Source organism: Bacillus cereus G9842, from assembly GCF_000021305.1.
GTDB lineage: Bacteria > Bacillota > Bacilli > Bacillales > Bacillaceae_G > Bacillus_A > Bacillus_A thuringiensis_S.
This window is the reverse complement of the sequence record NC_011772.1, coordinates 3,140,845-3,162,830: the sequence shown is the minus strand read 5'-3', so window position 1 is coordinate 3,162,830 and position 21,986 is coordinate 3,140,845. Positions and strand designations below refer to the sequence as shown.

The following is a 21,986-nucleotide window of genomic DNA, read 5'->3' as shown; positions in this document are numbered from 1 at the left end:
TCGCTAAAATTCCAACTCTAAAATTAGTTTACTGGTTTGACCTGTAAACTGATAATTATAGGACCCTCTCAGATTTTCTAAGTTACCAGTAGCTTTAATAATTGTTCCTGGGGAATCTAAATTTCCTTTATCAAATATTCCTTGCTCTATAGCTGTAAATGTCCCTTGTTGCCCCTTATAAATTCCTTCAAAGTGTAAAAATCCAGAAATTTTAGCAGTAGCTAAGTGACCATCATTTATATTTGAGTCTAAATAATATAAGAAGTATTCAACAAAAGCTTTTCCTTTTAATTCACCATCAATATCATATTCGACATGTGCAATATTAATAGGGAAATCTTTTCTAGTATCATCGATTGGTTTTTCATCCCATTTACTTACTGTAAATGTTACTTCTATACACGTAATCTCCCTCCAATTATATACTTTTAAAAAGTACCAATTCACAGACATATCTCATAGGAGTGTTTTTATTCATTCCACGCCACTCTCTAAAATAGAAAAAGATACATTTTCACAATCAATTTCTGCCAACGCGCCGTAAGGTAAAATAAACTTTGGCTCGGTATGGCCAAAATTTAAATTATAAAGAATCGGTAAATCTTCTAAATGATGTTCCTTCATAACCAGCAGTATTTCATGTTTATATTCTTCATAATATTGTTCATCTTTCGGTTTACCGAAGATGATACCTTTTGCTTTTTGCAGAATACCTTGCGCTGCATAATTTCGTAACCAATATTTTATATAACTTGGTTCCGGATGATCTTCAGAGGTTTCAAAGAAAAGAATACTATTCTCCCAATGTTTTTTCTCAGGCCAAAGTTCCGTTCCTTTTGCAAATTCCAGTACTTCTATACAACCACCAATTAAACGCCCTTGTACAGTAGTAGAGCCTTGAAGTAGCTCATATCCTTTGTTTTGCTGCATCGTACGTCTTGTATCCTTATTACTCTCTATCCATTCTAAACGCTCACTCGTCCATTCATGAGCTGGTTGAATTTCGTCAATCGTTTCATTTGAAAAGAGAGTTCGATTTACCATTTCAACTGTATATGGATCCATCTCTACATTTTCAGCAAAATCAGTCAAAATTGCTGGACCGTATAAAGAGGAAAGGCCTGCTTTATGACAAAATAAATGTGAAATAGTAACGTCAGAGTACCCCATAAAAATTTTCGGGTTTTCGCGTATCACATTAAAATCTATATAGGGGAGTAACCGGATGCTATCTTCACCACCAATATTCGCGATAATTGCTTTCACGCGTGTATCTTTAAATGCAGTCATTATATCTTCCGCACGAGCCTCTGGATTGTTATAAAGGTATTCGCTACCTTTTAAACTATTTGGCATTGGGATAACCGTAAGACGAAAAACCTCTTCTAATCTTTTTACTCCTTGCTCATATCGCCATCTTATTTCAGAATCACCTGCTCCTCCCCATGAAGGACTTACTGTCGCCACGATATCTCCTGGCTGTAATCTCTTTGGTTTTATTAACATATGAATCCCGCTCCTACATAATGTAATGAACTACGGCTATACAAATCGTAGCGCTGAAAAATATGATGCATAACATTAGCTTCTTCATCATCAACAATTTCACCTGCTGTAACTCGAGAATCTAGACTCATTGTTGTATATTTAAAAATTACAGTATGCAACATTGCATGAGGAAAACGGTTGTTATTTTCACTACCTGTAACTATAATGATTACAGGTTGGTCGATACCAATCAAACAAATACAATCATCATGAATGGAGATGTTTCATAATGGGTATGAAAAAAATAATTTTAGCAGGTGCTTTAGGGATCGCAGCATTATCAGGAACAAATTTACCAGGACTAGAAGTAACAAAAGCGAGTGCAGCTTCTATTGAATCGAATTTCTCGACGTTAGAAGGACGAGTAGTAGAAGTAGATAACGGTGTAATTGTTGTAAAATCTAAGCAATATGAGGAACCGGTTAGTGTGTATATTGATTCACTTTCAAATGTGAAAGTAGGAGATGAAGTAAAAGCTACTGGATCTATGATGCGTAATTTTACAGAATATATGGTTGCAACTGCAGTTGAAAATACAACAAACAAGTTAGGTATGCACATGAAAGAAGATGGCTCACCTAATTATGTAATTGGAGAAGTATCAAAAGTAGGAACGATGGAAGATGAGGGAGACGGTGCTACTAAATATGTTGTAGTTGAGTATCCATCGCTAAATGGGAAGAAAGATATTATTGATGTTTTCTTAACAAAGGGACAAGTATTTAATGTGGGTGAGAAAGTGAAAATTGATATGGAGTATGTGGGCTGGGGTGGTATTTCTATTAACTGGAACACAGTTGATCATATTGAAAAAGTTCATGAAGCAAAGACGAACGCTGAAAATAATGATGATGTATGGATTTGGTCTTAATAAGGCGAGTATAGGTCGTTATTTGCAATTTTCTCCAAACAATACATGTAAAAACTAAATGTATCATGCAGTACCCATCTAATTCTCATTGCGTATGACAATTAGATGGGTACTTTTTTATTTGAAATTTGTGCAAGTCAATGTTTAGCATTTCTTTTTAAGAGTAAATTACGGTTGAAATCAAAACTTTATTTGCAGTACATAATAAATAATGTTGATTTTTTATCTTATATTAAAATAAAAACAAACCACTGTTCGATTTGAATATTCCACGATATAATAGTGAGAGTTTATGGCAGAATAAATATTTACATAAGAAGTGAGGTACTGTATGAAAAAAAGAACGACAGACATTATTTTTATTATTATCGGTGCATTTCTTTTTGCGTTAGGTGTTAATTTGTTTGTTATCCCGAACGAGTTTGGTGAGGGTGGGGTAACAGGTATCACGATTATTACGTACTATTTATTTGAATGGTCACCGGGCTTAGTTAACTTAATTTTAAATGCGATTTTGTTAATAGCCGGTTATAAGTTTTTAAATAAGATTACAACAATTTATACGATTATCGCTGTAGTTACGAACTCGCTATTTCTTCATTTGACAGAAGGCTGGACGATTGCTTCGGATGAAATGCTTGTAAATGCCATTTTCGGAGGAATATTTATTGGGTGCGGGATTGGTCTTATTATTCGCGTTGGTGGAACAACTGCAGGTACTACCATCTTAGCAAGGATGACGCATAAATATTTAGGCTGGAGCATTAGCTACGGTCTACTGTTCTTCGATTTAATTGTTGCGTTTTCATCTTATTTCATCATTGGTGCAGAAAAACTGATGATAACAATTATTATGCTATATGTAGCAACGAAAGTGATGGAGTTTGTAATTGAAGGTTTAAATCCGAAGAAAGCCATTACGATTATTTCTGATAACCCGAATGAAATAGCTGGGAAGGTAACTACCTTAATGGGCAGAGGGGTTACTGTGTACTCAGGTCATGGCTATTACACGAAAACTCCAAAGGAAATTCTTTATGTTGTTATTAATAAGCAAGAAGTAGTGAAGCTAAAGCGGATTGTTCAAACTACGGATCCGGCGGCGTTCATCGCTATACACGATGTTCGTGATGTGTTCGGAGAAGGATTTGTTGATATTTCGAAGGCTTAGAAATTATTTTTGATTAAAATAATCTTAATACTAAAACGTAAGAATCTATTTTGAATAATCTTTTTTCAAAATAGATTCTTTTCTAATGGATCTATATTTATAATTAACCCCCATGCACTTTAAGCTCAATCTTTTACGTTCTAAAGAAAACTGCCGATAAAGCCCTCCAGTCTTTTCTTTAATTTTGAAATGTGAGAGTTGAATTACAATGAACTATATGTGATTGTTTAATCTATTCCCCATGAGTTTTGCCATTTGTTTCGCATCTGGATTTCCTTCATCGTACAATTTATCAATAATATTACTATAATCCCTCTCATTCCGATTTTGACTTAATTTATATGCAGCCTGGATGTCTCCTACTTTAATTTTAAACCCAACTATCCCTTTCAGTTCATTTTCTAAGAGAGTGGGGGAAAGTTTATCCCATAATATTGGATTTTCACGATGTTCTTCATATTTTTTCAACATTGTTGTTAATTCATCTATTAATTCCTGTTTATCTAAAATACTTGCTTTACCATATATATGAACGGCTTGATAATTCCATGTTGGAACTTCTTCATTTTCATACCAAGAAGAAGAGATGTAAGAGTGCGGTCCCTGAAACATTACAAGAACATCTTCGCAGGTTTCAAATGTTCTCCACTGGGGGTTCCCATAAGCCATATGTCCAGTAATAAAATAGTCATCGCCTTGTTTAGTTAATCCAAAGGGCAAATGAGTTGCGATTGGTTTCTCTTTTTTAGTTGTGACGATTGTTCCAAAAGAGTTTTTTTGAACAAAATCCCAAATTTCATCAACATTTGTGACTTTAAAATACTTTGGAATATACATAATAGCCCACCTTTCAAAAAAAGTTATATGAGTGTTTTGATCATTATAAGGTCAACTTGTTCGTTATCGCCCATATAAAAGGAATGAGAGCCAGCTTGTACAAAACCTAATTTCTTATAAAAAGCAATAGCATTTTCATTTTTCTCCCATACGCCTAGCCAAATATTCTTTTTATTATGTTCTATTGCAATTTCAATAGCATTATTTAGTAGATATTTACCAAGACCATGTTTTTGAAAGGAGCTCTTTATATAAATTCTCTCTACTTCAAGTGATTCATTTCCCATTTCTTCAGACTGAGCATCATCAATATTGACCTTTAAATATCCAGCAATTTCATCGTTAAAGTAGACAAAAAAGAATTGAGAAGAGATATTGGATAATTCTTTTTCTAATTGTTTTAAGTTAAATGCCTTTTCCAAATAGTGATTCATACTTTCGGGTGAATTCTGATGTTTAAAAGTCTCATTAAATGTTTCATAACTAATATCTTGAAGTCTGTGTATATCTTCAAGGGTGCACTTTTCTATATGTGTAGTCATTTGAATAGTTCGCTCCTTTATATAATCAATAATTTCTCTTATTTCCCTTTTTTACAAAATCCCAATCTTTTTCTATATTTTTTCTTACTCTTTGAAGAAGATTAGAAATAGTTTCCGCTTCTGTTTCCGAAAATCCCTCTAATGCAACAGTATTTGAATAATCGTTTTCTCTTTTAATAAAAGGATAGACATTTTTCCCTTTTTCTGTTGGGAAAAGTTTTTTGATTTTCTTGTTAGATTCATCTTCTTTCTTTTCGATAAATCCATTGATTTCAAGCTTTTTGATAGCACGGGCTGCAGTTGTACGATCTACTTTTATCATCTCAGATAGCTTTTCTTGAATGATTCCTGGGTTTTCACATATTCGCACAAGGTACAAATACTGACCTTTTGTAAGCTCATATTCTTTAAATTCTATATTACTAATAGAATCTAATGCTCTTGCAATCATGCCAATTTCACGAAGAATTTCTTTCATAATGAACTCCTTATCTTTTGTTTTTATTGCAAATGCAACAATTTGAAGTTACATTTAATATAAAATATTTTTATTGTAAATGCAACAAAAATGACGATGAAGAGGTTGATTAAAATGAAGTATGTTTTTTATGTATTAGGAATTTTAATATTAACCCTTGGTATTTCTGTCACAATACAATCAGATTTTGGCACTTCACCTTTTGATGCACTTTTAGTAGGACTTTCTTTAAATGTGGGGCTTACTGTGGGAAGCTGGGAAATAATAATAGCTTTATTATTAATATGTTGTAATTCGAAATTAAAAAGACAAAGACCAGAGGTACTAGGGTTGTTAACAGCATTCATAACGGGTATTGGTATTGATGTGTGGCTATTTTTATTACGCGATTTAATTACACCTGAAATATGGTACAGTAAAATGATTTATTTTGGAATCGGATTAGTTATTACAGGATTAGGAACTGCAATATATTTACAAACAAATTTTGCTCCCATTCCAATTGACCGATTAACTTTAATCATACAAGAATTAACTAGAACGAATATTTTTATAGCACGAACATTTATTTACCTTATATTCTTAATAATGGCAACGATTTTACATGGACCAATTGGTGTTGGAACTATATTAACTGTTTGTTTAGGTGGGTTATTACTGAATTTCTTTATACCACTTACTAAAAAAGTAATAGATCACTTATTCGTACACCAGAGTACGTCATCAAGTTATAAGAAAAATAAAGCAGCTGACCATAATGATAACAAAAGTATCTTCTAAGGAATCCTTTTCTTTAAATTACTTATACATTTGAAGACTGACTGTTTTTGAAACCTTCTTCAATCCACCAAGAACTTATAAATTCTGTTTTTCTTTTTCTTGCAAAAAATCCAATTGTTTCTTAAGGTAAGGATGTAGAAGGATGAACGAGAGAGGGTTTAATGAAGATGATACATATTTTATTAGCTGATGATGATAAACATATTAGAGAGTTATTGCATTATCATTTACAAAAAGAGGGGTTTAAAGTTTTTGAGGCTGAAGATGGAAAGATAGCGCAAGAAGTATTAGAGAAGGAAAATATTCATCTTGCGATTGTAGACATTATGATGCCGTTTGTTGATGGTTATACGTTATGTGAAGAAATTCGTAAGTATCATGATATTCCTGTTATTTTATTAACTGCGAAAGACCAGTTAGTGGATAAAGAAAAAGGATTCATTTCTGGTACAGACGATTATATCGTAAAACCATTTGAGCCAGCTGAAGTCATTTTCCGTATGAAAGCATTACTTCGTCGTTATCAAATGCTGAGTGCTGATATTATTACGTTGCACGGTACAACAATTGACCGAAAAGGCTTTGAAGTGAAGTGTAACGGACAAACGATTTTGCTTCCACTGAAGGAATTTGAATTGTTATCGCAACTGGCTAGTTATCCTGGAAGAACATTTTCAAGGGAAGAATTAATTGAATTAGTATGGGGAATGGATTTTGAAGGGGATGAACGAACGGTTGACGTTCATGTAAAGCGATTAAGAGATCGTTTTTCAAAACGAACGGATGATTTTCAAATTACAACGGTGCGCGGCCTCGGGTATAAGTTGGAGCTGAAATAAGATGAAATCACTATATTCTAGATTTGTATTTATGACGGTCGGCATTATGCTACTTAGTAGTATTATAGGCTTTTTATTAACGAACGTATATTATCAAGTGAAGTTAAAACCGTATAATAGTGAAAAGATTTTAAAGTATGCTGAAGAAGTAAAATCGTTATATGAAAAGCAAAGTGAAGAAAATCAAGAGGCATACTTACGGTCTATTGCGAAGCTAGGATATGAAATTTATATTGTCGATGATCAAAAGAATGGAAAGCGTATCGGAAATGCATTTCGTAAGACGACAATAAGTGATGATACCGTTCATAAAGTATTGCAGGGGGAGACATTTAATGGTGTTTCTACTTATCCAACGCGCCTTTTCATTACAGGATTTTTCGATAATGAATTAATTAATAGCGTCGGTGTCCCGGTAAAACACGGTGATAAACAGTACGCTTTATTCATTCGCCCTGACATTCAGCAACAATTTGGCGAGATGCGAATTTTCTTAGCGGTATTACTTGGGTTTATCGTTTTACTAACTATTATTTTTATAGCGATTGCAGCAGGTTACATCGTTCGTCCCATTCGTAAATTTACGAAGGCTACGCAAAAAATTGCGAGTGGGGAATATGAAATTGAATTAGACGTAAAACGAAAAGATGAAATAGGAACGTTATCTACAAGCTTCCAAAAGATGACGAAGAGTATTAAAGAACTAGATGAAATGAGACAAGAATTCGTTTCGAACGTTTCACATGAATTTCAGTCGCCACTTTCTTCCATACAAGGTTTTTCAAAGACGTTGCAAACAGAAAAGATGAGTGAGGAAGAAAGAAATCATTACTTACAAATTATTGAGGGTGAAAGTAAGCGAATGTCTAGTTTATGTAAACAGTTACTTACGCTCGCTTCATTAGATAAAGAGGAAAAGGTTCTACAAATAAGAGAATTCAATCTACAGAAGCAAATTAAAGACGTCATTTTTATGCTTGAGTGGAAATGGCGGGAAAAAGATATCGCCGTTGAATTTGATGTGCCAGATATCACTATAAAAGGTGATGAAAACTTACTTCATCAAGTATGGAGTAACATTTTCACGAATAGCATTAAGTTTTCAAACGATGGTGGGACGATTGAGTTTTTCGTCGAAGAGTTAGAGTCTAGTGTCATTATCTCTATATCTGATAACGGAATTGGTATGGAAAAAGAAGAGATGGACCGTATATTTGATCGTTTTTACAAAGTAGATACGGCAAGAGCGAGAAACGTAGAAGGTAGTGGTTTAGGATTATCGATTGTGCAGAAGATTGTGGAACTGCATAACGGAGACGTTTCAGTGTATAGCACGAAAGGGGAAGGGACTACTGTTCGGGTGGAGCTTCCGAAATAGATGGAAGAGGCTGTTTGGGAACGGCCTCTTTTTTGTCGTTTTATGTCGGCAAGTCGATATAATCGGAAAATCGCTGATATAATTTGAGTTGCGCCGATATATTGTGAAAATCGCCGATATAATTCTATTTGCGCTGATATATTTGAAAAATCGCTGATATAAATTTCACGTACTCCCATTTCTGCTATAAAGCCGCACCTTTTCCGCGCTCAAAAAGTATCAGATGTAATTTAATTTTCCCTTTGTAATCTTCTGTTCATATTCCGTTCATATTTCTTTTTTATGATAAGTGCATAGAAAGAAAGAAAGAGGAAGGAGCGAGCATAATGTTTTTAGCTCTGCGTGAATTGAAACAATCAAAATTAAGATACGGATTAATCGGACTTATCATGGTTTTATTATCATTTTTAGTTCTTGTTATTTCAGGATTAGCAAATGGATTATCATATGATAATGCTTCATCGATTCAAAATATGGAGGCAAATAAGTTCGTTTTAGCAGATGATGCGGAAAATAAATTACTTCGTTCACAAATTAAGAAAGACGATGTAGATAACGTAGTAAATCAAGTGGACGAGAAAGAGGCAGTTCCATTTCGGGTGAAAGTTTCAACGTATGAAAAGAAAGATAGTTCGAAAAAGGTTGATATCGCTATTTTTTCAAGTGAACGTGATTCATTTTTAGAACCGAACATTGTAAAAGGTGAGAAATTAGGTACAGCAAATAATGAAATGGTTGCTGATGAATCAATTAAAGAAAAAGGAATCGATATTGGGGATACAATTATCGATCCTGTTTCAAAGAAAGAATTTACAATCGTCGGATTTACGAAAGATCAAATGTTTAGCCATACACCAGTCGTTTATGTAAATGAAGACGTATGGGGCGCTATTTCACAACCAAACCAAAAAGATTATAGTGCAATCGCACTTAATACAGATAAAGAAGTAAAAAATGCACACGTAATTGACAAAAAAGAAGTGCTGCAAAGTATTCCAGGGTTTAAAGAAGAGCAAGGAACATTAACAATGATCATTGCATTCTTACTTGTTATCGCTGCATTACTAATTGGTGTATTCTTCTACGTCATTACACTGCAAAAAACACAGCAATTAGGTGTATTAAAAGCAATCGGTACAAAGAACTCGTATTTAGCAAATAGCTTAGTCGTGCAGGCGTTATTCTTATCAGTCGTTGCGATGGTAATCAGTATCGTTCTTGTACAAGGGTTAGAACAAATTTTACCAGCAGGTATGCCGTTCTTATTAACAACACCGATGATTGCACAATATGCAGCAATCTTTATCGTAATTAGTATTTTAGGAACACTTATTTCGTTATACCAAGTATTAAAAGTTGATGCGCTAGAGGCAATTGGAGGCGGGATGTAATGACTTCATTATTAAAATTAGACAAAGTAAGTAAAGTGTACGGAGAAGGGAATACGGAAGTAACAGCCCTTCATCCGATATCGCTTGATGTGAAAGCCGGAGAATTTATCGGAATCGTCGGTCCTTCTGGATCAGGGAAAAGTACGTTATTATCAATCGCGGGTGCATTATTATCACCATCAAAAGGGGATATTTACATTCGTGAGCAAAATATTACACAGTTATCAGAGAAGGAAATGACAGACATTCGTTTGAAAAAAATCGGCTTCATTTTCCAGTTTGCAAATCTTGTTCCATATTTAAATGTGAAAGAACAATTGCTTTACATTGCAAAGCTGAAAAAAGAAAGTAAACAAGAATCGGAAAAGCGTGCAGATCATTTATTAGCGGCATTTGGATTAGGAGAAAGAAAGAATCATTATCCAAATCAACTATCTGGCGGGGAAAAACAAAGGGTAGCAATCGCTCGTGCGTTCATGAACAACCCAGATTTAATATTAGCGGATGAGCCAACGGCAAGCTTAGACTCAAAACGTGCACGTGAAGTTGTAGAAATGATGAAACGTGAAGTGAAAGAGAGCCAAAAAGCAGCAATTATGATTACACATGATGAAAGAATGCTTGATGTATGTGATCGTATATTGATGCTTCGAGATGGACAGTTAATATAAAAAAAGGAAACCCGTACATGTATGTGCGGGTTTCCTTTTTTTTAATGGATTTATTTAGAGAATAACGTTTTAATTTTATTACGAGTAAGTAATAAAACACCGCCTAATACAGATAGCATTCCTAGAGCCATATTGTTTGATTGCTCGCTACCAGCGTTAGGAAGTTCTTTAGCGTTATTGTTTTTAGTACCATTAGTTTGTTTAGCCTGTGATACTTCATTAATCTTATTATCAACATTTTGCTTCGTTGTATGTATCTCAGCTAATTTGTCATCAATTTTTTTCTCAGTGTGTTTAAAGTCGTTGATTTTAATATCTAAGTCTTGTTTTTTCTTTGATAAATCGTCTGAAACAGTTTGTTTTGATTGTTTAATTTCGTTAATTTTATTGATTAAATCTTGTCTAGCTTCTTGTAATGCAGCTAGTTTGTTTTTCACATCTTGTTTAGCTAGTTCTAAGTTAGCGGAAAGACTGTCTAAATTGCCTTTAATTTTCTTAAGTTCCTCTAACGTGTTACCAGTATTCGGCTTGTTTTCTTTTAACTCAGCAAGTTTGTCCTCAGCAGTTTGTTTCGCTTTCTTTAACTCAGCTAATTTTTCATCTACTTGTTTTTTTACTTCCTTAAGTTCATTAACCTTTTGATCGATGTTCTCTTTATGTTGCTTCATTTCATTCACTTTTTCATCGACAGTTTGTTTATGTTCTTTAATCTCATTCACTTTGTTATCGATATTTTGCTTATGCTCTTTTACTTCAGCAACTTTATCTTCTACTTGTTTTTTATGCTCTTTAATTTCAGCGATTTTATCTTCGGCGATTTGTTTGTCTTGCTGAAGTTTTGCATCTAACTCTTGTTTATGTTGTTTAATCTCGTTAATTTTTTCATCAGCAACTTGTTTACGTTCATGTAGTTCATTCACCTTCGTATCAACATTTTCCTTAACCTTGTTAAGTTCATTCAATGTTTGATCCACGTTTTCTTTGTGTTGCTGCAATTTCGCATCTAACTCTTGTTTATGTTGCTTAATTTCAGCTAATCGATCTCCCGTACTTTGCTGAGGAGTAGCATCATTTACTTCCGCATGAGCAGGGTTCGCGCCAGCAATCATTGCTAAAGCTAGTGTAGACGCAGCGATTGTTTGTTTTGTTTTCATATTTTTGTACCTCTTTTCTTTCATATGCATGAACTGTTTTGTGTAAAAATGAGCATATAGAAGTAGATTATCTTATTATTATATACTATGTTAGGCGCTTAGAGGAAGGATTTGCATAATAATCTATGATTATGTAATTTTTATAATCTCTTATTTGGGGGTAGGGGATAAACCTTTAGCTAGATGAACAATTTCTTCTATAGTAAAGCTTACATCTTTATTATTGCGAATAACAAACAAATAATCAGCCTCGTTTTCTACAGGATCTACCACATCATCGTGAAGTGATTCAGTTTGTTGTCGATCAAGTACTTCTTTGAAACTAGAATATCCACCTCTAAAAATATTCGTACTTCGCGTGCTTCGAGCCACTCTTTCGTAAAGTACATCATCTGGAATGTCAAAATGAACTAATATGCGTACATATTCATTCTGTGGAAATAATTCGTTTAGTAAATAGAATCTTCCGCTTTTACTGCGATTGGAATTACAAATAATAAGGTGTAAATTTGTATGTTCTTTCGCATAATCAACAATGAATTTTGAAAGACCGTGCTTTAGTATATTTGAACCTTCTGTCGGCTGTAATTTTTCATAATGTGTGTTAATAAATTCAGCTTGGTTGTCCTGGTCCATAATAAAAGAATTAGGTAACTCTTTTTCTAGCTCTTTTGCAAATGTAGTTTTTCCACTGTGTGTTTTTCCAACTGTAATGATGACTAATCTTTTCATGACGCCCTCCATTTGTATTGTTATGAACTGGAATATTCGGTGTAGATCGAAATCTTCCTGCTAGAGATTACACAAATTATTGGAGCGTTAGTAGGCTGAAAACTTGACAAAAAAACTTATTTATTCTATAATTTACCAATATAAAAATAAGGTGTATAATAGGGTTCTCCTGGCCAGGGGAACCCTATTTTTGTTGTGAAAATGAAGGAGAGTGTATGTGTGTGAAACAAGGTGAAGCAAGTGTAACGTCGTTAGTATCAGCTTTCGGAAGGGCGTATCATAGTGAATTTGATAATCCTAAAATCTTTGATGATTATGTAGCTAAAGATTTCATTTCACAAAAAGAACGTAACAATATTGAAACGAACATGGTTCAAGGGATTCACTTTTTCAATAAAGAAATTGCAGAGCAGTTTCAAGACAATCCAAAAGAAATATTAAAATGGATTACGCAAGTTCAGTTATCACCAACACCTTTAGCACGTGCCGCATATTGTGAAAGAGTATTACTACATGAAATTACATTAGGAGCGAAACAATACGTCATACTCGGTGCAGGCTTAGATACGTTCAGTTTTAGACACCGAGAATTAGAAAATAAAATAGAAATATTTGAAGTGGATCATCCTTCTACGCAGGCGTTTAAGAAGGAAAGAATAAAAGAAGTAGAACTTGAAGTTCCAAATAACCTTCATTTTGTTTCGATGGATTTCACGAAAGGATTTTCCTATGAACAGTTACGCAATGAAGGATTTGAAAATAAAAAGACGTTCTTTAGTCTATTAGGTGTAACATACTATTTAACGAAAGAGGAACTTGCTAGTTTAATAGAGTGCTTGTTTGAGATAGTTCCAGTAGGGAGTTCTATCGTTTTCGATTATCCCGATGAAAACTTATTTAAGAAAAAAGGACTGTCCAATCGAGTTGAAAACATGGTGAAAATGGCTGCGGTAGGCGGAGAACCGATGAAATCATGTTATTCTTATGCTGAAATGGAAGAACTGTTAGAGAAGGCGGGCTTACTCATTTATGAGCATTTATCACCAGAGGATATTGATGTATTATATTTTGAAGGACGAAACGATTATTTAGAAGCTTTTGAGACAGTACATTATGTACATGCGGTAAAAAGGTAGGAAATTAGTAGGCATGGGGAGGAATCTCTGTGCTTTTTTGTGGAAAACAAGAGGATAGGGTTTATTGGGAAAGATAATGATAAATATATTGCTATATAAGTTATTATATCTAAATGAACATCAGGAAGAGTTTCGGGTATATTTGTCGGAAAACATAGAATATTCAACAAAAATCCATGATTATATTATATAATGATTTTAATAAACCATATTTTAGAAATTACCCCCGATTGTGTAGAAGGTATATTTTGTTTTGATAAGCTAAAATGTTTAGCTAAAAGAACTTGTAGTGGGGCTTGCTACAAGTTTTTTATTTGTAAAATTTTTATTGGCTAAAATATGGAAAAAAGGAGGATGCAAGTTTGATAAGAAATTTAAAGAAAGCAGCACTTAATTCGTTAGATGGGAAATGGGGAGTAAGTATAGGGATATCGGCGTTATACTATTTTGTACCAACTTTAAGTGCATCAGCAATCGCTAGTTTTATATATTTAATATTTGGCTTGTTTATTGGGATAATTGGTTTGGATGTTTTCTTTATTTATTCAATGGGTGGGCAACTACAAGTAGATCTAACAGCACTAGTTTTACTTATTCTAAGTTATTTTTTTATAGGACTGATTTGTTTCTTAATTTACAGTGTCATACAAGGTATCTTTAATTATGGGTATTCTGTTTTCACCTTACGCTTAGGTAAAAATGAAGATGCTAAGGTGGACGATGTATTTGTGGGGTTTAGGAAAAATAATTTGTGTAAATCAATGAAATTAGGAGTGTTGCAGGCTGTTTTTCTATTTTTATGGAGTCTGTTATTAATTGTTCCAGGTATTATTAAATATTTTTCTTATTCAATGGCATATTATATTTTAATAGAGAATCCGGATTATACAGCAAGTGAAGCATTAAGGGAGAGTAAAAGAATAATGAAAGGACATAAGTTCAAGTTATTTGTTCTTTGGTTATCTTTTATTGGTTGGTTTTTATTAACTGCATTTATAGGCATGTTTACATTTAATCTGTCATTCATATTCATTTCCCCTTATTACAACACAACTGTCTCGCATTTTTACTTAGACTTAATTAAGAAACAAGATGCTAGAGAAGCGAAGGTAAGTATATAAAGAATATAATTAGTAAGAAAATATGTATAATGTATATTTTCTCGATTGTGGACATGCAATTAAGCATATCCCTTTTTAATGTGATATTGAAAGAAATAAAGAAGCTGCAATTGGATATGTTTTACTTATAATAATTTGGACAAGGATGTTATAACATTGGAGGAATTTAAAATGAGGAAGAGTAAAATGTTTCAGGATTTTAATTTTAAGTTAGTGGTAATTGAAGCTTTATTAGATAAAGAGCCACTATTTCTAAAAGAATTGAAAGACTTAATAGAAAAGCATACGAATTATTTTGAATGGTATTCAGGAGCTGGGCCAATTGTTGAAATCAAAGCTTTTTTAGAAGCGTTAACTTTGGAAATAAGTGATTTGGAAAAGATTGAGTCCCTTTGCTTTGATGGTGGGAATGAAATTTATCATATTTTAAAGCCTGATTGGGACGGTGAAGACAGTTTATTTGATGTTATATCTGTTGAAGGATTTCAAAATCTAAAAAATTTAAAAACAGTGGAATATATTTCAATGTGTTACCCGAAAGTATTAGAACCATTAAAACAGGCTGGAATAGAAGTTGAGGATTAATGAAGAGAATTTAAAATGGTAAAGTACTTTATTGAAATTGTGTAAAGGAAATTAAAACACAACATATTAAACGAAGTGATTTATCGTATAAATTTACATTCAGTTAATATTAGTAGGTTAATAGAAAAATTAGTGTTAATTGTTAAATGGGGCGTGTAAAAAAGACAAAATCTCTTAAAAAACACTTAAATTTTTACTCCATTAATCTTTACAATCGCCCCCTATAATGTGAATTGGACAAGCACCTAAGAGAAAGCAGAACATGTCAGTTTGTACATTCTATTATTAGGGGGAGAATTTGTATGAAAAAGACAGTTGCTTCGTTAGCAGTTATGGCGGCATTATTACCGACGTTTTCAGCACATGCGGAAGGGAAAGAGCAAGTCCGGAAATCAGCTACAACTTTTAACGTTATTAGTGATATTCAAGGGGATTTAGGGGATTTTGATCATGTGCTAAAAGATATGAACAAAGTGACGCCACTTTCTAGAGCGCTTATTATGAATGGGGATATAACGCCAACTGGACAACAGTCACAATATGATGATGTAAAGCGTGTGTTAAATAAAAATAAGCATCCAGAAAATGTATGGTCTACTGTTGGGAATCATGAGTTTTATGCTGGGAAATGGACAGCAGATGGGAAACTCTCTCAAAGTACATGGCCAAATGGTGTAACTGAGGAAACTTTATTTAACCGCTATCTGAAATTTAGTGGACAAGAAAAGGTATATCATAAAAAAGAATTAGATGGGTATCCGCTTCTATTTTTAGGAACTGAAAAATATATGAAATACCACGATTCAAAAATGTGGGACGAAGTATATATGAGTGATGAGCAATTAGGTTGGTTAAAACAAAATTTAGAAGAGTATAGTCAAAAAGATAAAAATAAGCCAATCTTTATTTTCTCTCATCACGTTTTACCTGATACGGTATCTGGATCAAGACAATCGCCGTATTTACAAGATTATTTAAACGTGGATAAATTGTACGATATATTAAAAGACTATCCGCAAGTTGTTTTCTTCACGAGTCATACGCATTGGGATTTAAACTTACCTGACTGGGCTGGTAAAAAGAAAATTAAAGGCGGAGATGAAAAAGGTTTCACTGTTGTAAATACGGGCGGGATTGAAACAGGCTGGATGTCAGCGGGACCAAATGGAGGAGAGAAAACTGCTCCAGATGGCTATTCATTTAAACAAGGGTTACAAGTGAAAGCATATGGTAACGATGTAATTGTGACAGCTTACGATTACAAACGTGATAAGGATATAAAGAAGTTATTAATTAGTGATTCAAAAATTGCGCAGATGGCACCAAATGTAGCGGCAGATGATAGTAAAAATATAATTGTCGGTGCAACTGAATATATGGAGTATTCTATAGAAGGAACGAATGAGTGGCATACGTATAGTAAAGCAAACCCTCCGAAATTTGATGGGGATAAAGTGGTATATGTACGCCATAAAGGTGAAATGAATTTAGAGCCGGGATTAACACAGTTACTTCGTTTTTCGATAAATAAGTGATTGGAGGGAGTCTGCATTTGAATGTGTGGGCTCTTTTTTTTGTTGATGAGAAAGGGGTTGCCTGTCTGTCGTTTTTTGTCGATAGATCGATATATTAAGAAAATCGTTGATATATTGCAAGTTACGATAGATATATTTGAAAAATCGTTGATATATTGTAAGGAATGAACGATATATTTAAAAAATCGTTGATATAAATTTCATGTACCGTAATTAAGTTAAAATCATTAATACGGTTTTACTTATCAAAACGAAATTCTAATACATTTTTAACCCAGAAAGATGACTTCACCATTTTTACGTGTAATAATAGTAACGTTACATATATTGTGAAAGAAGTACAAAAGGAGCGTTACAATGAATTTAGCTAAATTCCCGAGAAAAAAATATACAGAATCATATACACCAATTGAAAAGTTAAACAACTTTTCTGAAGCACTTGGTGGCCCGACTATTTATTTTAAACGAGATGATTTACTTGGTTTAACAGCTGGTGGCAATAAGACGAGAAAATTAGAATTTTTAGTTGCAGATGCACAGGAAAATGGTGCAGATACGTTAATTACAGCTGGTGGTATTCAGTCAAACCATTGCCGTCTAACACTGGCAGCTGCGGTAAAAGAAAAAATGAAATGTATCCTTGTATTAGAAGAAGGGCTTGAACCAGAAGAGAAGCCAGACTTTAACGGAAACTATTTCTTATATCACTTATTAGGTGCTGAAAATGTCATTGTTGTACCAAACGGAGCAGACCTGATGGAAGAAATGCATAAAGTAGCAAAAGAAGTAAGTGAAAAAGGTAATACACCATATGTCATACCAGTTGGTGGATCAAATCCTACTGGTGCAATGGGATACGTTGCTTGTGCGCAAGAAATTATGGCACAATCATTTGACCAAGGAATTGATTTCAGTACAGTCGTTTGCGTAAGCGGTAGCGCTGGTATGCACGCTGGTTTAATTACTGGTTTTGCTGGAACACAAAGCCACATTCCTGTAATTGGAATCAACGTAAGTAGAGGAAAAGCTGAGCAAGAAGAGAAAGTAGCAAAACTTGTAGATGAAACTTCAGCACACGTTGGTATTCCAAACTTTATCCCGCGTGACGCTGTTACGTGCTTTGATGAATATGTAGGGACAGGATATGCGTTACCAACGCCGGAAATGGTAGAGGCAGTTCAGTTACTTGCGAAAACAGAAGGTATTTTACTTGATCCAGTGTATACAGGTAAAGCGGTAGCGGGATTAATCGACTTAATTAAAAAAGGTACATTTAATAAAGAAGACAACATTTTATTCGTACATTCAGGTGGTTCACCAGCTTTATATGCGAATACGTCTTTATTTGCGTAAGTGTAAAAGCATTGGGTATCCAATGCTTTTTTGTTATATACTGGAATTATTGAGAGGTAGGAGGATGATATGAATTCAAATTTAAAATGGATTATATACAGTACTCGGCATTTCTATTCTATTAATCTTATTTGCGGCTTATGGGGTGTATTCTTATTTTGCATTTTAAAAGCGTAATGGAAGTGAACCATAATGTAATGTATGTTATAGTTTGATATGTTAATTACTTACAATAATTTCTACAAGGAGAATACATAATGAGAGCAAAGAAACTAGTAACGTTAGCAGTTCCATTTATGCTGTTAGTCGGATGCGAGGCAGGAGATAAAGATTCTACTCATAAGACTGAGCAAACTAGTAAAGCAATAACGAAAACAGTACTTTCCGAACAACAGTATCCGTACTACATATGTGAGCAAGTGGTAGAGTTCCAATTTAAGAAGGATGAACTATTACTAAACTTAGGAGAATCCTTAAAGGACAAAGAAAAAGCAAAAGCTGTTTTAAAAACATCAAACGAGATAGATAAAATTTTAGACAATATGGAACACATAAAAGTACCTGATACATACAAAGACATTCACAAATCCATACAAGAAGGGGTAACAGAGGCAAGAAAAGCAACGAAGTTAATTAAGGATGCTGGTAAAGAAGATAAACAGAAGGTTCAAGAAGCTACAATGAAAGGTACTGAATTTTTATCAGGTGTAGACGGAGAGCATTGGAAAAAAGCAATTTATGAGTTATCGCAGGAAAACAAAGATGCTTATAGTAAGGCACTTGATAAGAAAGTAAAGGAGCACTCAAAGTAAAACAGTAACTTGTAACAATACATATCCACCTAAAATTTCCGCGAATGCTATGCTAGGAAGTTAGGTGGGAGATTACTGTCCTTAAATGTGGTTGATTAAAGCTACAGCCACATTCTCCTGTTCTAATTAACTAAAAGAAGAACTTCCCCATCCCGATTAGACTACTAATCATTCCTATTCCACTCATGGTGCCTTTTCCTGCTGTAAGTAAGTTTCCAAGCATTCCAAGCTGACCGTTACCTCCGGTATTTCCCCATCCCATTGGGGCCCACGGACCACCCCATCCTGAAGGATTTCCAAAAACACCCGAGTTATTGGTATTGAAATGAAAAGGCTTGGCTGGCGGCGATAGTAAAGCGGCAAGATGACCTTGTGCGAACATCCCTGTATGATTGAATGGTTGCGCCCAGGGGAAGGGAGGTTTTTGAAAATTAAAACCTGCATGACCTGGTAATGGAGTCCAATTAGCAGGGTGACCTTGTGGTATTATCCCTGTATAATTAATTGGCTGCTGCCCCCAAGAGAAGGGAGGGGGTTGGGGAGTGAATCCCGTATAATTGGCTGATGAATCCCAACTAACTGGATAGACTCGGTAACTCCAATTCTCAGGAATCTTCAAATCATTCATTACCTCAGATTTAGTTATTTCGGGCTGTGAATATAATGAAATTTGGTTAGTATATTGTTCCCCGTTTCCCTTTGAATTCAAATACCAATATTGGTGCATACGCTTATTCTCCTCACTTTAAAAATGTAATGTTAGACTTAGCCTATGTAATATTCCTTTTTATGGATGGTTACATAACTAGATCTACAAGCCTGTATTTAAAGGAATGGGTGTGTGGCCTTGTTGATTTAAAGTTTCACTTTATTTTAGAAGGGTATTTTCAGTCGCTTCTTTTATATATTTCAGCCTAATTTAAATTCCGTTAACAAACGTTTTTATAAAGGTTTAATCAAAAAAAGATTTTAAAATGTTATGTTGGGCAAGTGGAATTGCTAAAAAGAGAATATCCATTCGAAGAGTTTGGCAAAATACTGCAAGGGTAATGTTTTCTTGTGCAAATATGTAAACGATTTAAACGAATCAATGAAATTTATAATGAAGGGGCAATTAAATATATGAGTGAAACATTACATAAAAGAAAACCACCATATTTAATGCTTGTAATCCTTTTTATTGGGGCATTTGTTTCATTTCTAAATAACTCGCTTTTAAATGTAGCCTTGCCATCAATAATGAAAGATTTAGACATTCAAGATTATTCAACGATCCAGTGGCTTTCTACAGGGTATATGCTTGTAAGTGGTATATTAATTCCGGCATCAGCATTTTTAATAACGCGTTTCTCGAATAGAAGCCTATTCATTACATCTATGGTGATTTTTATTCTTGGTACTGCCTTAGCAGCTGTAGCGCCGAATTTTGGTTTATTACTTACTGGTCGGATGGTTCAAGCGGCAGGCTCTTCAGTTATGGGGCCTTTGTTAATGAATATTATGCTAGTAAGCTTTCCAAGAGAAAAAAGGGGAACAGCAATGGGGATTTTTGGACTAGTTATGATTACAGCTCCAGCAATTGGACCGACACTATCAGGTTATATTGTAGAGTATTATGACTGGCGTTTGCTTTTTGAAATGATTTTACCGTTAGCAATCATTAGCTTACTGTTAGGGATTTGGAAATCTGAGAATGTCATGAAACAAAACAAAAATGCAAAACTTGATTATCTCTCATTACTATTATCTTCTGTCGGTTTTGGCGGTTTGTTATATGGATTCAGTTCTGCAAGCTCCGATGGTTGGACAAATAAAGTTGTCTTAACAACCTTAATCATAGGCGCTATTGCCCTAATTGCTTTTATTATCCGCCAATTAAAAATGGATGAGCCGTTATTGGATTTACGTGTTTACAAGTACCCAATGTTTGCACTTGCGTCTGTAATTGCAATTGTCAACGCAGTGGCCATGTTTTCGGGGATGATTTTAACACCAGCTTATGTACAAAACGTCCGCGGTATTTCACCGCTGAGCTCTGGGCTGATGATGCTTCCAGGTGCGGTAATAATGGGGGTTATGTCACCAATTACAGGTAAACTATTTGATAAATATGGCCCTCGGATTCTTGGTATAGTAGGACTTTCCATTACAGCCGTTTCAACTTATATGCTGGCAAATCTGCAACTCGATTCTAGTCACACACATATTATTCTTATTTACACATTGCGGATGTTTGGGATGGCGATGGTGATGATGCCACTTATGACAAATGGCCTCAATCAATTGCCAACGCGCTTAAATCCGCACGGTACAGCTGTTAATAATACAGCTCAACAAGTGTCCGGTTCGATTGGTACTGCTATTCTTGTTACGATTATGAATTCTGTAACAAAAACAAAAGCTGAAAGTCTAATGGCTGATGTAGATCCAACAACCTTCACAGAGGCTACGAAGGCAATGTTAACTCAGAAGGCTTTATTATCCGGAATTCAATATTCATTCTATGTAGCGCTTGGCATGAATGTTGTTGCACTACTATTAGTTTTTTTCGTTAAACGTGTAGATACAAGTGCGGAAGCTGTCGAGAAGTTAAATCGGTAGAGAAGAATAAAACGCTAGATAATGATTCCTACAAGTTTTTTTGCTGCTAAGGCGCCGATATTTAAAGCTGGAAAAGAGCTGAAAGAAGCAGTGAAATAATTATATATAGTGAAAGAGGACCTGACGTTCATATCAGGTCCTCTTTCATTAGTAACACGGTATACTTGCTTATCGTATTGGTTTAACTAAACTACTGATTTTTCGAATACTACAATCTTAAGCTCGTCAACTTCTCTATTTTGGGGTGTTTTAGAAGAAAATAAATCAAAATGATCGTTTTATAAACAAATGCAAGAGATGAGATCCGTTTGCAAATTCTCATAAACATTATAATTTTAGCTTATCTTTTAACGCCAATATTAAAAGGATCCAATTATATTTATTCGCTTCATTTTAATTTAGTATTTTTCTACAATTTATAAATCTAATTGCCAAGCTTATACTCAATATC

The 21,986-nt window shown here is 34.2% G+C and carries 23 protein-coding genes; 14 read left to right on the top strand and 9 right to left on the bottom strand.

Annotated features, from left to right (window positions below; all coding sequences use genetic code 11):
• Positions 1-3 precede the first annotated feature (3 nt).
• The 3 genes from BCG9842_RS15835 to BCG9842_RS15825 all read right to left on the bottom strand — a co-directional run bounded on the left by BCG9842_RS15835 (position 4) and on the right by BCG9842_RS15825 (position 1,742).
• A complete protein-coding gene (locus BCG9842_RS15835) occupies positions 4-399 on the bottom strand; it encodes a DUF3224 domain-containing protein (protein ID WP_000454103.1) in 396 nt (131 codons plus the stop codon).
• A gap of 75 nt (positions 400-474) precedes the next feature.
• A complete protein-coding gene (locus BCG9842_RS15830) occupies positions 475-1,506 on the bottom strand; it encodes a S66 family peptidase (protein ID WP_000905878.1) in 1,032 nt (343 codons plus the stop codon).
• Positions 1,500-1,742 carry a hypothetical protein gene (locus tag BCG9842_RS15825; protein WP_000579228.1) on the bottom strand — a complete coding sequence of 81 codons (243 nt, stop codon included), beginning with the start codon at positions 1,740-1,742 and terminating at the stop codon, positions 1,500-1,502. Before BCG9842_RS15825 ends, BCG9842_RS15830 begins: the two co-directional genes overlap by 7 nt.
• A 35-nt stretch (positions 1,743-1,777) precedes the next feature.
• Between BCG9842_RS15825 and BCG9842_RS15820 the strand changes: the two genes are divergently transcribed.
• Positions 1,778-2,419, top strand: a complete 642-nt coding sequence (locus tag BCG9842_RS15820) for a F0F1 ATP synthase subunit alpha (protein ID WP_000525477.1) — start codon at positions 1,778-1,780, stop codon at positions 2,417-2,419.
• Between the two features lie 331 nt (positions 2,420-2,750).
• Complete coding sequence (locus BCG9842_RS15815; protein WP_000747488.1) at positions 2,751-3,590, top strand: YitT family protein; 840 nt, start codon at positions 2,751-2,753, stop codon at positions 3,588-3,590.
• Between the two features lie 213 nt (positions 3,591-3,803).
• Here BCG9842_RS15815 and paiB read toward each other — a convergent pair whose 3' ends face one another.
• From paiB to BCG9842_RS15800, 3 genes are read right to left on the bottom strand one after another with little or no spacing between them, the layout of a single operon-like run.
• Positions 3,804-4,427 (bottom strand): protease synthase/sporulation negative transcriptional regulator PaiB, encoded by a 624-nt coding sequence (gene paiB, locus BCG9842_RS15810; protein WP_000275827.1) that lies wholly within the window; start codon positions 4,425-4,427, stop codon positions 3,804-3,806.
• 23 nt (positions 4,428-4,450) lie between these two features.
• Entirely contained in the window at positions 4,451-4,969 is a 519-nt protein-coding gene (locus tag BCG9842_RS15805; protein WP_000207057.1) for a GNAT family N-acetyltransferase, read from the bottom strand.
• 25 nt (positions 4,970-4,994) lie between these two features.
• Positions 4,995-5,447 carry a MarR family winged helix-turn-helix transcriptional regulator gene (locus tag BCG9842_RS15800; RefSeq protein ID WP_000658983.1) on the bottom strand — a complete coding sequence of 151 codons (453 nt, stop codon included), beginning with the start codon at positions 5,445-5,447 and terminating at the stop codon, positions 4,995-4,997.
• A gap of 114 nt (positions 5,448-5,561) precedes the next feature.
• Between BCG9842_RS15800 and BCG9842_RS15795 the strand changes: the two genes are divergently transcribed.
• From BCG9842_RS15795 to BCG9842_RS15775, 5 genes are all read left to right on the top strand, one after another.
• Positions 5,562-6,227: a YczE/YyaS/YitT family protein gene (locus BCG9842_RS15795; protein ID WP_000878285.1), complete on the top strand. Its 666-nt coding sequence runs from the start codon at positions 5,562-5,564 to the stop codon at positions 6,225-6,227.
• Between the two features lie 161 nt (positions 6,228-6,388).
• Entirely contained in the window at positions 6,389-7,066 is a 678-nt protein-coding gene (locus tag BCG9842_RS15790) for a response regulator transcription factor (protein ID WP_000781960.1), read from the top strand.
• 1 nt (position 7,067) lies between these two features.
• Entirely contained in the window at positions 7,068-8,444 is a 1,377-nt protein-coding gene (locus BCG9842_RS15785; RefSeq protein WP_000839511.1) for a sensor histidine kinase, read from the top strand.
• 326 nt (positions 8,445-8,770) lie between these two features.
• Entirely contained in the window at positions 8,771-9,835 is a 1,065-nt protein-coding gene (locus tag BCG9842_RS15780; protein WP_000477741.1) for an ABC transporter permease, read from the top strand.
• Positions 9,835-10,506 (top strand): ABC transporter ATP-binding protein, encoded by a 672-nt coding sequence (locus tag BCG9842_RS15775; RefSeq protein ID WP_000202594.1) that lies wholly within the window; start codon positions 9,835-9,837, stop codon positions 10,504-10,506. The genes BCG9842_RS15780 and BCG9842_RS15775 overlap by 1 nt, the downstream gene beginning before the upstream one ends.
• 50 nt (positions 10,507-10,556) lie before the next feature.
• Here the strand turns inward: BCG9842_RS15775 and BCG9842_RS15770 are convergent, their stop codons facing one another.
• Both BCG9842_RS15770 and BCG9842_RS15765 read right to left on the bottom strand, forming a co-directional pair.
• Complete coding sequence (locus BCG9842_RS15770; RefSeq protein ID WP_000850999.1) at positions 10,557-11,660, bottom strand: LPXTG cell wall anchor domain-containing protein; 1,104 nt, start codon at positions 11,658-11,660, stop codon at positions 10,557-10,559.
• Positions 11,661-11,810: 150 nt separating this feature from the next.
• The gene (locus BCG9842_RS15765; protein WP_000826975.1) at positions 11,811-12,392 is read right to left on the bottom strand and encodes an ATP-binding protein; all 582 of its coding nucleotides are present in this window, start codon (positions 12,390-12,392) and stop codon (positions 11,811-11,813) included.
• Between the two features lie 215 nt (positions 12,393-12,607).
• Here BCG9842_RS15765 and BCG9842_RS15760 point away from each other — a divergent pair, with 215 nt between their 5' ends.
• The 6 genes from BCG9842_RS15760 (at position 12,608) to BCG9842_RS15735 (ending at position 18,934) form a co-directional block, all read left to right on the top strand.
• Complete coding sequence (locus BCG9842_RS15760) at positions 12,608-13,528, top strand: class I SAM-dependent methyltransferase (RefSeq protein WP_000337839.1); 921 nt, start codon at positions 12,608-12,610, stop codon at positions 13,526-13,528.
• A 362-nt stretch (positions 13,529-13,890) separates the two neighbouring features.
• Positions 13,891-14,649, top strand: coding sequence for a DUF975 family protein (locus BCG9842_RS15755; protein ID WP_000620770.1), 759 nt, complete (start codon positions 13,891-13,893; stop codon positions 14,647-14,649).
• A gap of 171 nt (positions 14,650-14,820) precedes the next feature.
• A complete protein-coding gene (locus BCG9842_RS15750; RefSeq protein WP_001232168.1) occupies positions 14,821-15,234 on the top strand; it encodes a DUF6892 domain-containing protein in 414 nt (137 codons plus the stop codon).
• Positions 15,235-15,536: 302 nt separating this feature from the next.
• Positions 15,537-16,769: a DUF4073 domain-containing protein gene (locus BCG9842_RS15745; RefSeq protein ID WP_000754274.1), complete on the top strand. Its 1,233-nt coding sequence runs from the start codon at positions 15,537-15,539 to the stop codon at positions 16,767-16,769.
• A gap of 357 nt (positions 16,770-17,126) precedes the next feature.
• Positions 17,127-18,122 carry a D-cysteine desulfhydrase gene (locus tag BCG9842_RS15740; RefSeq protein ID WP_001046612.1) on the top strand — a complete coding sequence of 332 codons (996 nt, stop codon included), beginning with the start codon at positions 17,127-17,129 and terminating at the stop codon, positions 18,120-18,122.
• A 257-nt stretch (positions 18,123-18,379) separates the two neighbouring features.
• Positions 18,380-18,934, top strand: a complete 555-nt coding sequence (locus BCG9842_RS15735) for a hypothetical protein (RefSeq protein ID WP_001201794.1) — start codon at positions 18,380-18,382, stop codon at positions 18,932-18,934.
• Positions 18,935-19,064: 130 nt separating this feature from the next.
• Here BCG9842_RS15735 and BCG9842_RS15730 read toward each other — a convergent pair whose 3' ends face one another.
• The gene (locus tag BCG9842_RS15730) at positions 19,065-19,661 is read right to left on the bottom strand and encodes a hypothetical protein (RefSeq protein WP_000554431.1); all 597 of its coding nucleotides are present in this window, start codon (positions 19,659-19,661) and stop codon (positions 19,065-19,067) included.
• A gap of 395 nt (positions 19,662-20,056) precedes the next feature.
• Here BCG9842_RS15730 and BCG9842_RS15725 point away from each other — a divergent pair, with 395 nt between their 5' ends.
• On the top strand, positions 20,057-21,535 hold the full coding sequence (locus tag BCG9842_RS15725; protein ID WP_000005102.1) for a DHA2 family efflux MFS transporter permease subunit: 1,479 nt from the start codon (positions 20,057-20,059) through the stop codon (positions 21,533-21,535).
• Positions 21,536-21,986: the final 451 nt, after the last annotated feature.

Excerpts from the sequence above, each read along its gene's own strand:
- BCG9842_RS15830 (WP_000905878.1), bottom strand. The coding sequence starts at position 1,506 with ATGTTAATAAAACCAAAGAGATTACAGCCAGGAGATATCGTGGCGACA.
- BCG9842_RS15820 (WP_000525477.1), top strand. The coding sequence starts at position 1,778 with ATGGGTATGAAAAAAATAATTTTAGCAGGTGCTTTAGGGATCGCAGCA.
- BCG9842_RS15815 (WP_000747488.1), top strand. The coding sequence starts at position 2,751 with ATGAAAAAAAGAACGACAGACATTATTTTTATTATTATCGGTGCATTT.
- paiB (WP_000275827.1), bottom strand. The coding sequence starts at position 4,427 with ATGTATATTCCAAAGTATTTTAAAGTCACAAATGTTGATGAAATTTGG.
- BCG9842_RS15805 (WP_000207057.1), bottom strand. The coding sequence starts at position 4,969 with ATGACTACACATATAGAAAAGTGCACCCTTGAAGATATACACAGACTT.
- BCG9842_RS15800 (WP_000658983.1), bottom strand. The coding sequence starts at position 5,447 with ATGAAAGAAATTCTTCGTGAAATTGGCATGATTGCAAGAGCATTAGAT.
- BCG9842_RS15795 (WP_000878285.1), top strand. The coding sequence starts at position 5,562 with ATGAAGTATGTTTTTTATGTATTAGGAATTTTAATATTAACCCTTGGT.
- BCG9842_RS15790 (WP_000781960.1), top strand. The coding sequence starts at position 6,389 with ATGAAGATGATACATATTTTATTAGCTGATGATGATAAACATATTAGA.
- BCG9842_RS15785 (WP_000839511.1), top strand. The coding sequence starts at position 7,068 with ATGAAATCACTATATTCTAGATTTGTATTTATGACGGTCGGCATTATG.
- BCG9842_RS15780 (WP_000477741.1), top strand. The coding sequence starts at position 8,771 with ATGTTTTTAGCTCTGCGTGAATTGAAACAATCAAAATTAAGATACGGA.
- BCG9842_RS15775 (WP_000202594.1), top strand. The coding sequence starts at position 9,835 with ATGACTTCATTATTAAAATTAGACAAAGTAAGTAAAGTGTACGGAGAA.
- BCG9842_RS15770 (WP_000850999.1), bottom strand. The coding sequence starts at position 11,660 with ATGAAAACAAAACAAACAATCGCTGCGTCTACACTAGCTTTAGCAATG.
- BCG9842_RS15765 (WP_000826975.1), bottom strand. The coding sequence starts at position 12,392 with ATGAAAAGATTAGTCATCATTACAGTTGGAAAAACACACAGTGGAAAA.
- BCG9842_RS15760 (WP_000337839.1), top strand. The coding sequence starts at position 12,608 with ATGTGTGTGAAACAAGGTGAAGCAAGTGTAACGTCGTTAGTATCAGCT.
- BCG9842_RS15750 (WP_001232168.1), top strand. The coding sequence starts at position 14,821 with ATGAGGAAGAGTAAAATGTTTCAGGATTTTAATTTTAAGTTAGTGGTA.
- BCG9842_RS15745 (WP_000754274.1), top strand. The coding sequence starts at position 15,537 with ATGAAAAAGACAGTTGCTTCGTTAGCAGTTATGGCGGCATTATTACCG.
- BCG9842_RS15740 (WP_001046612.1), top strand. The coding sequence starts at position 17,127 with ATGAATTTAGCTAAATTCCCGAGAAAAAAATATACAGAATCATATACA.
- BCG9842_RS15735 (WP_001201794.1), top strand. The coding sequence starts at position 18,380 with ATGAGAGCAAAGAAACTAGTAACGTTAGCAGTTCCATTTATGCTGTTA.
- BCG9842_RS15730 (WP_000554431.1), bottom strand. The coding sequence starts at position 19,661 with ATGCACCAATATTGGTATTTGAATTCAAAGGGAAACGGGGAACAATAT.
- BCG9842_RS15725 (WP_000005102.1), top strand. The coding sequence starts at position 20,057 with ATGAGTGAAACATTACATAAAAGAAAACCACCATATTTAATGCTTGTA.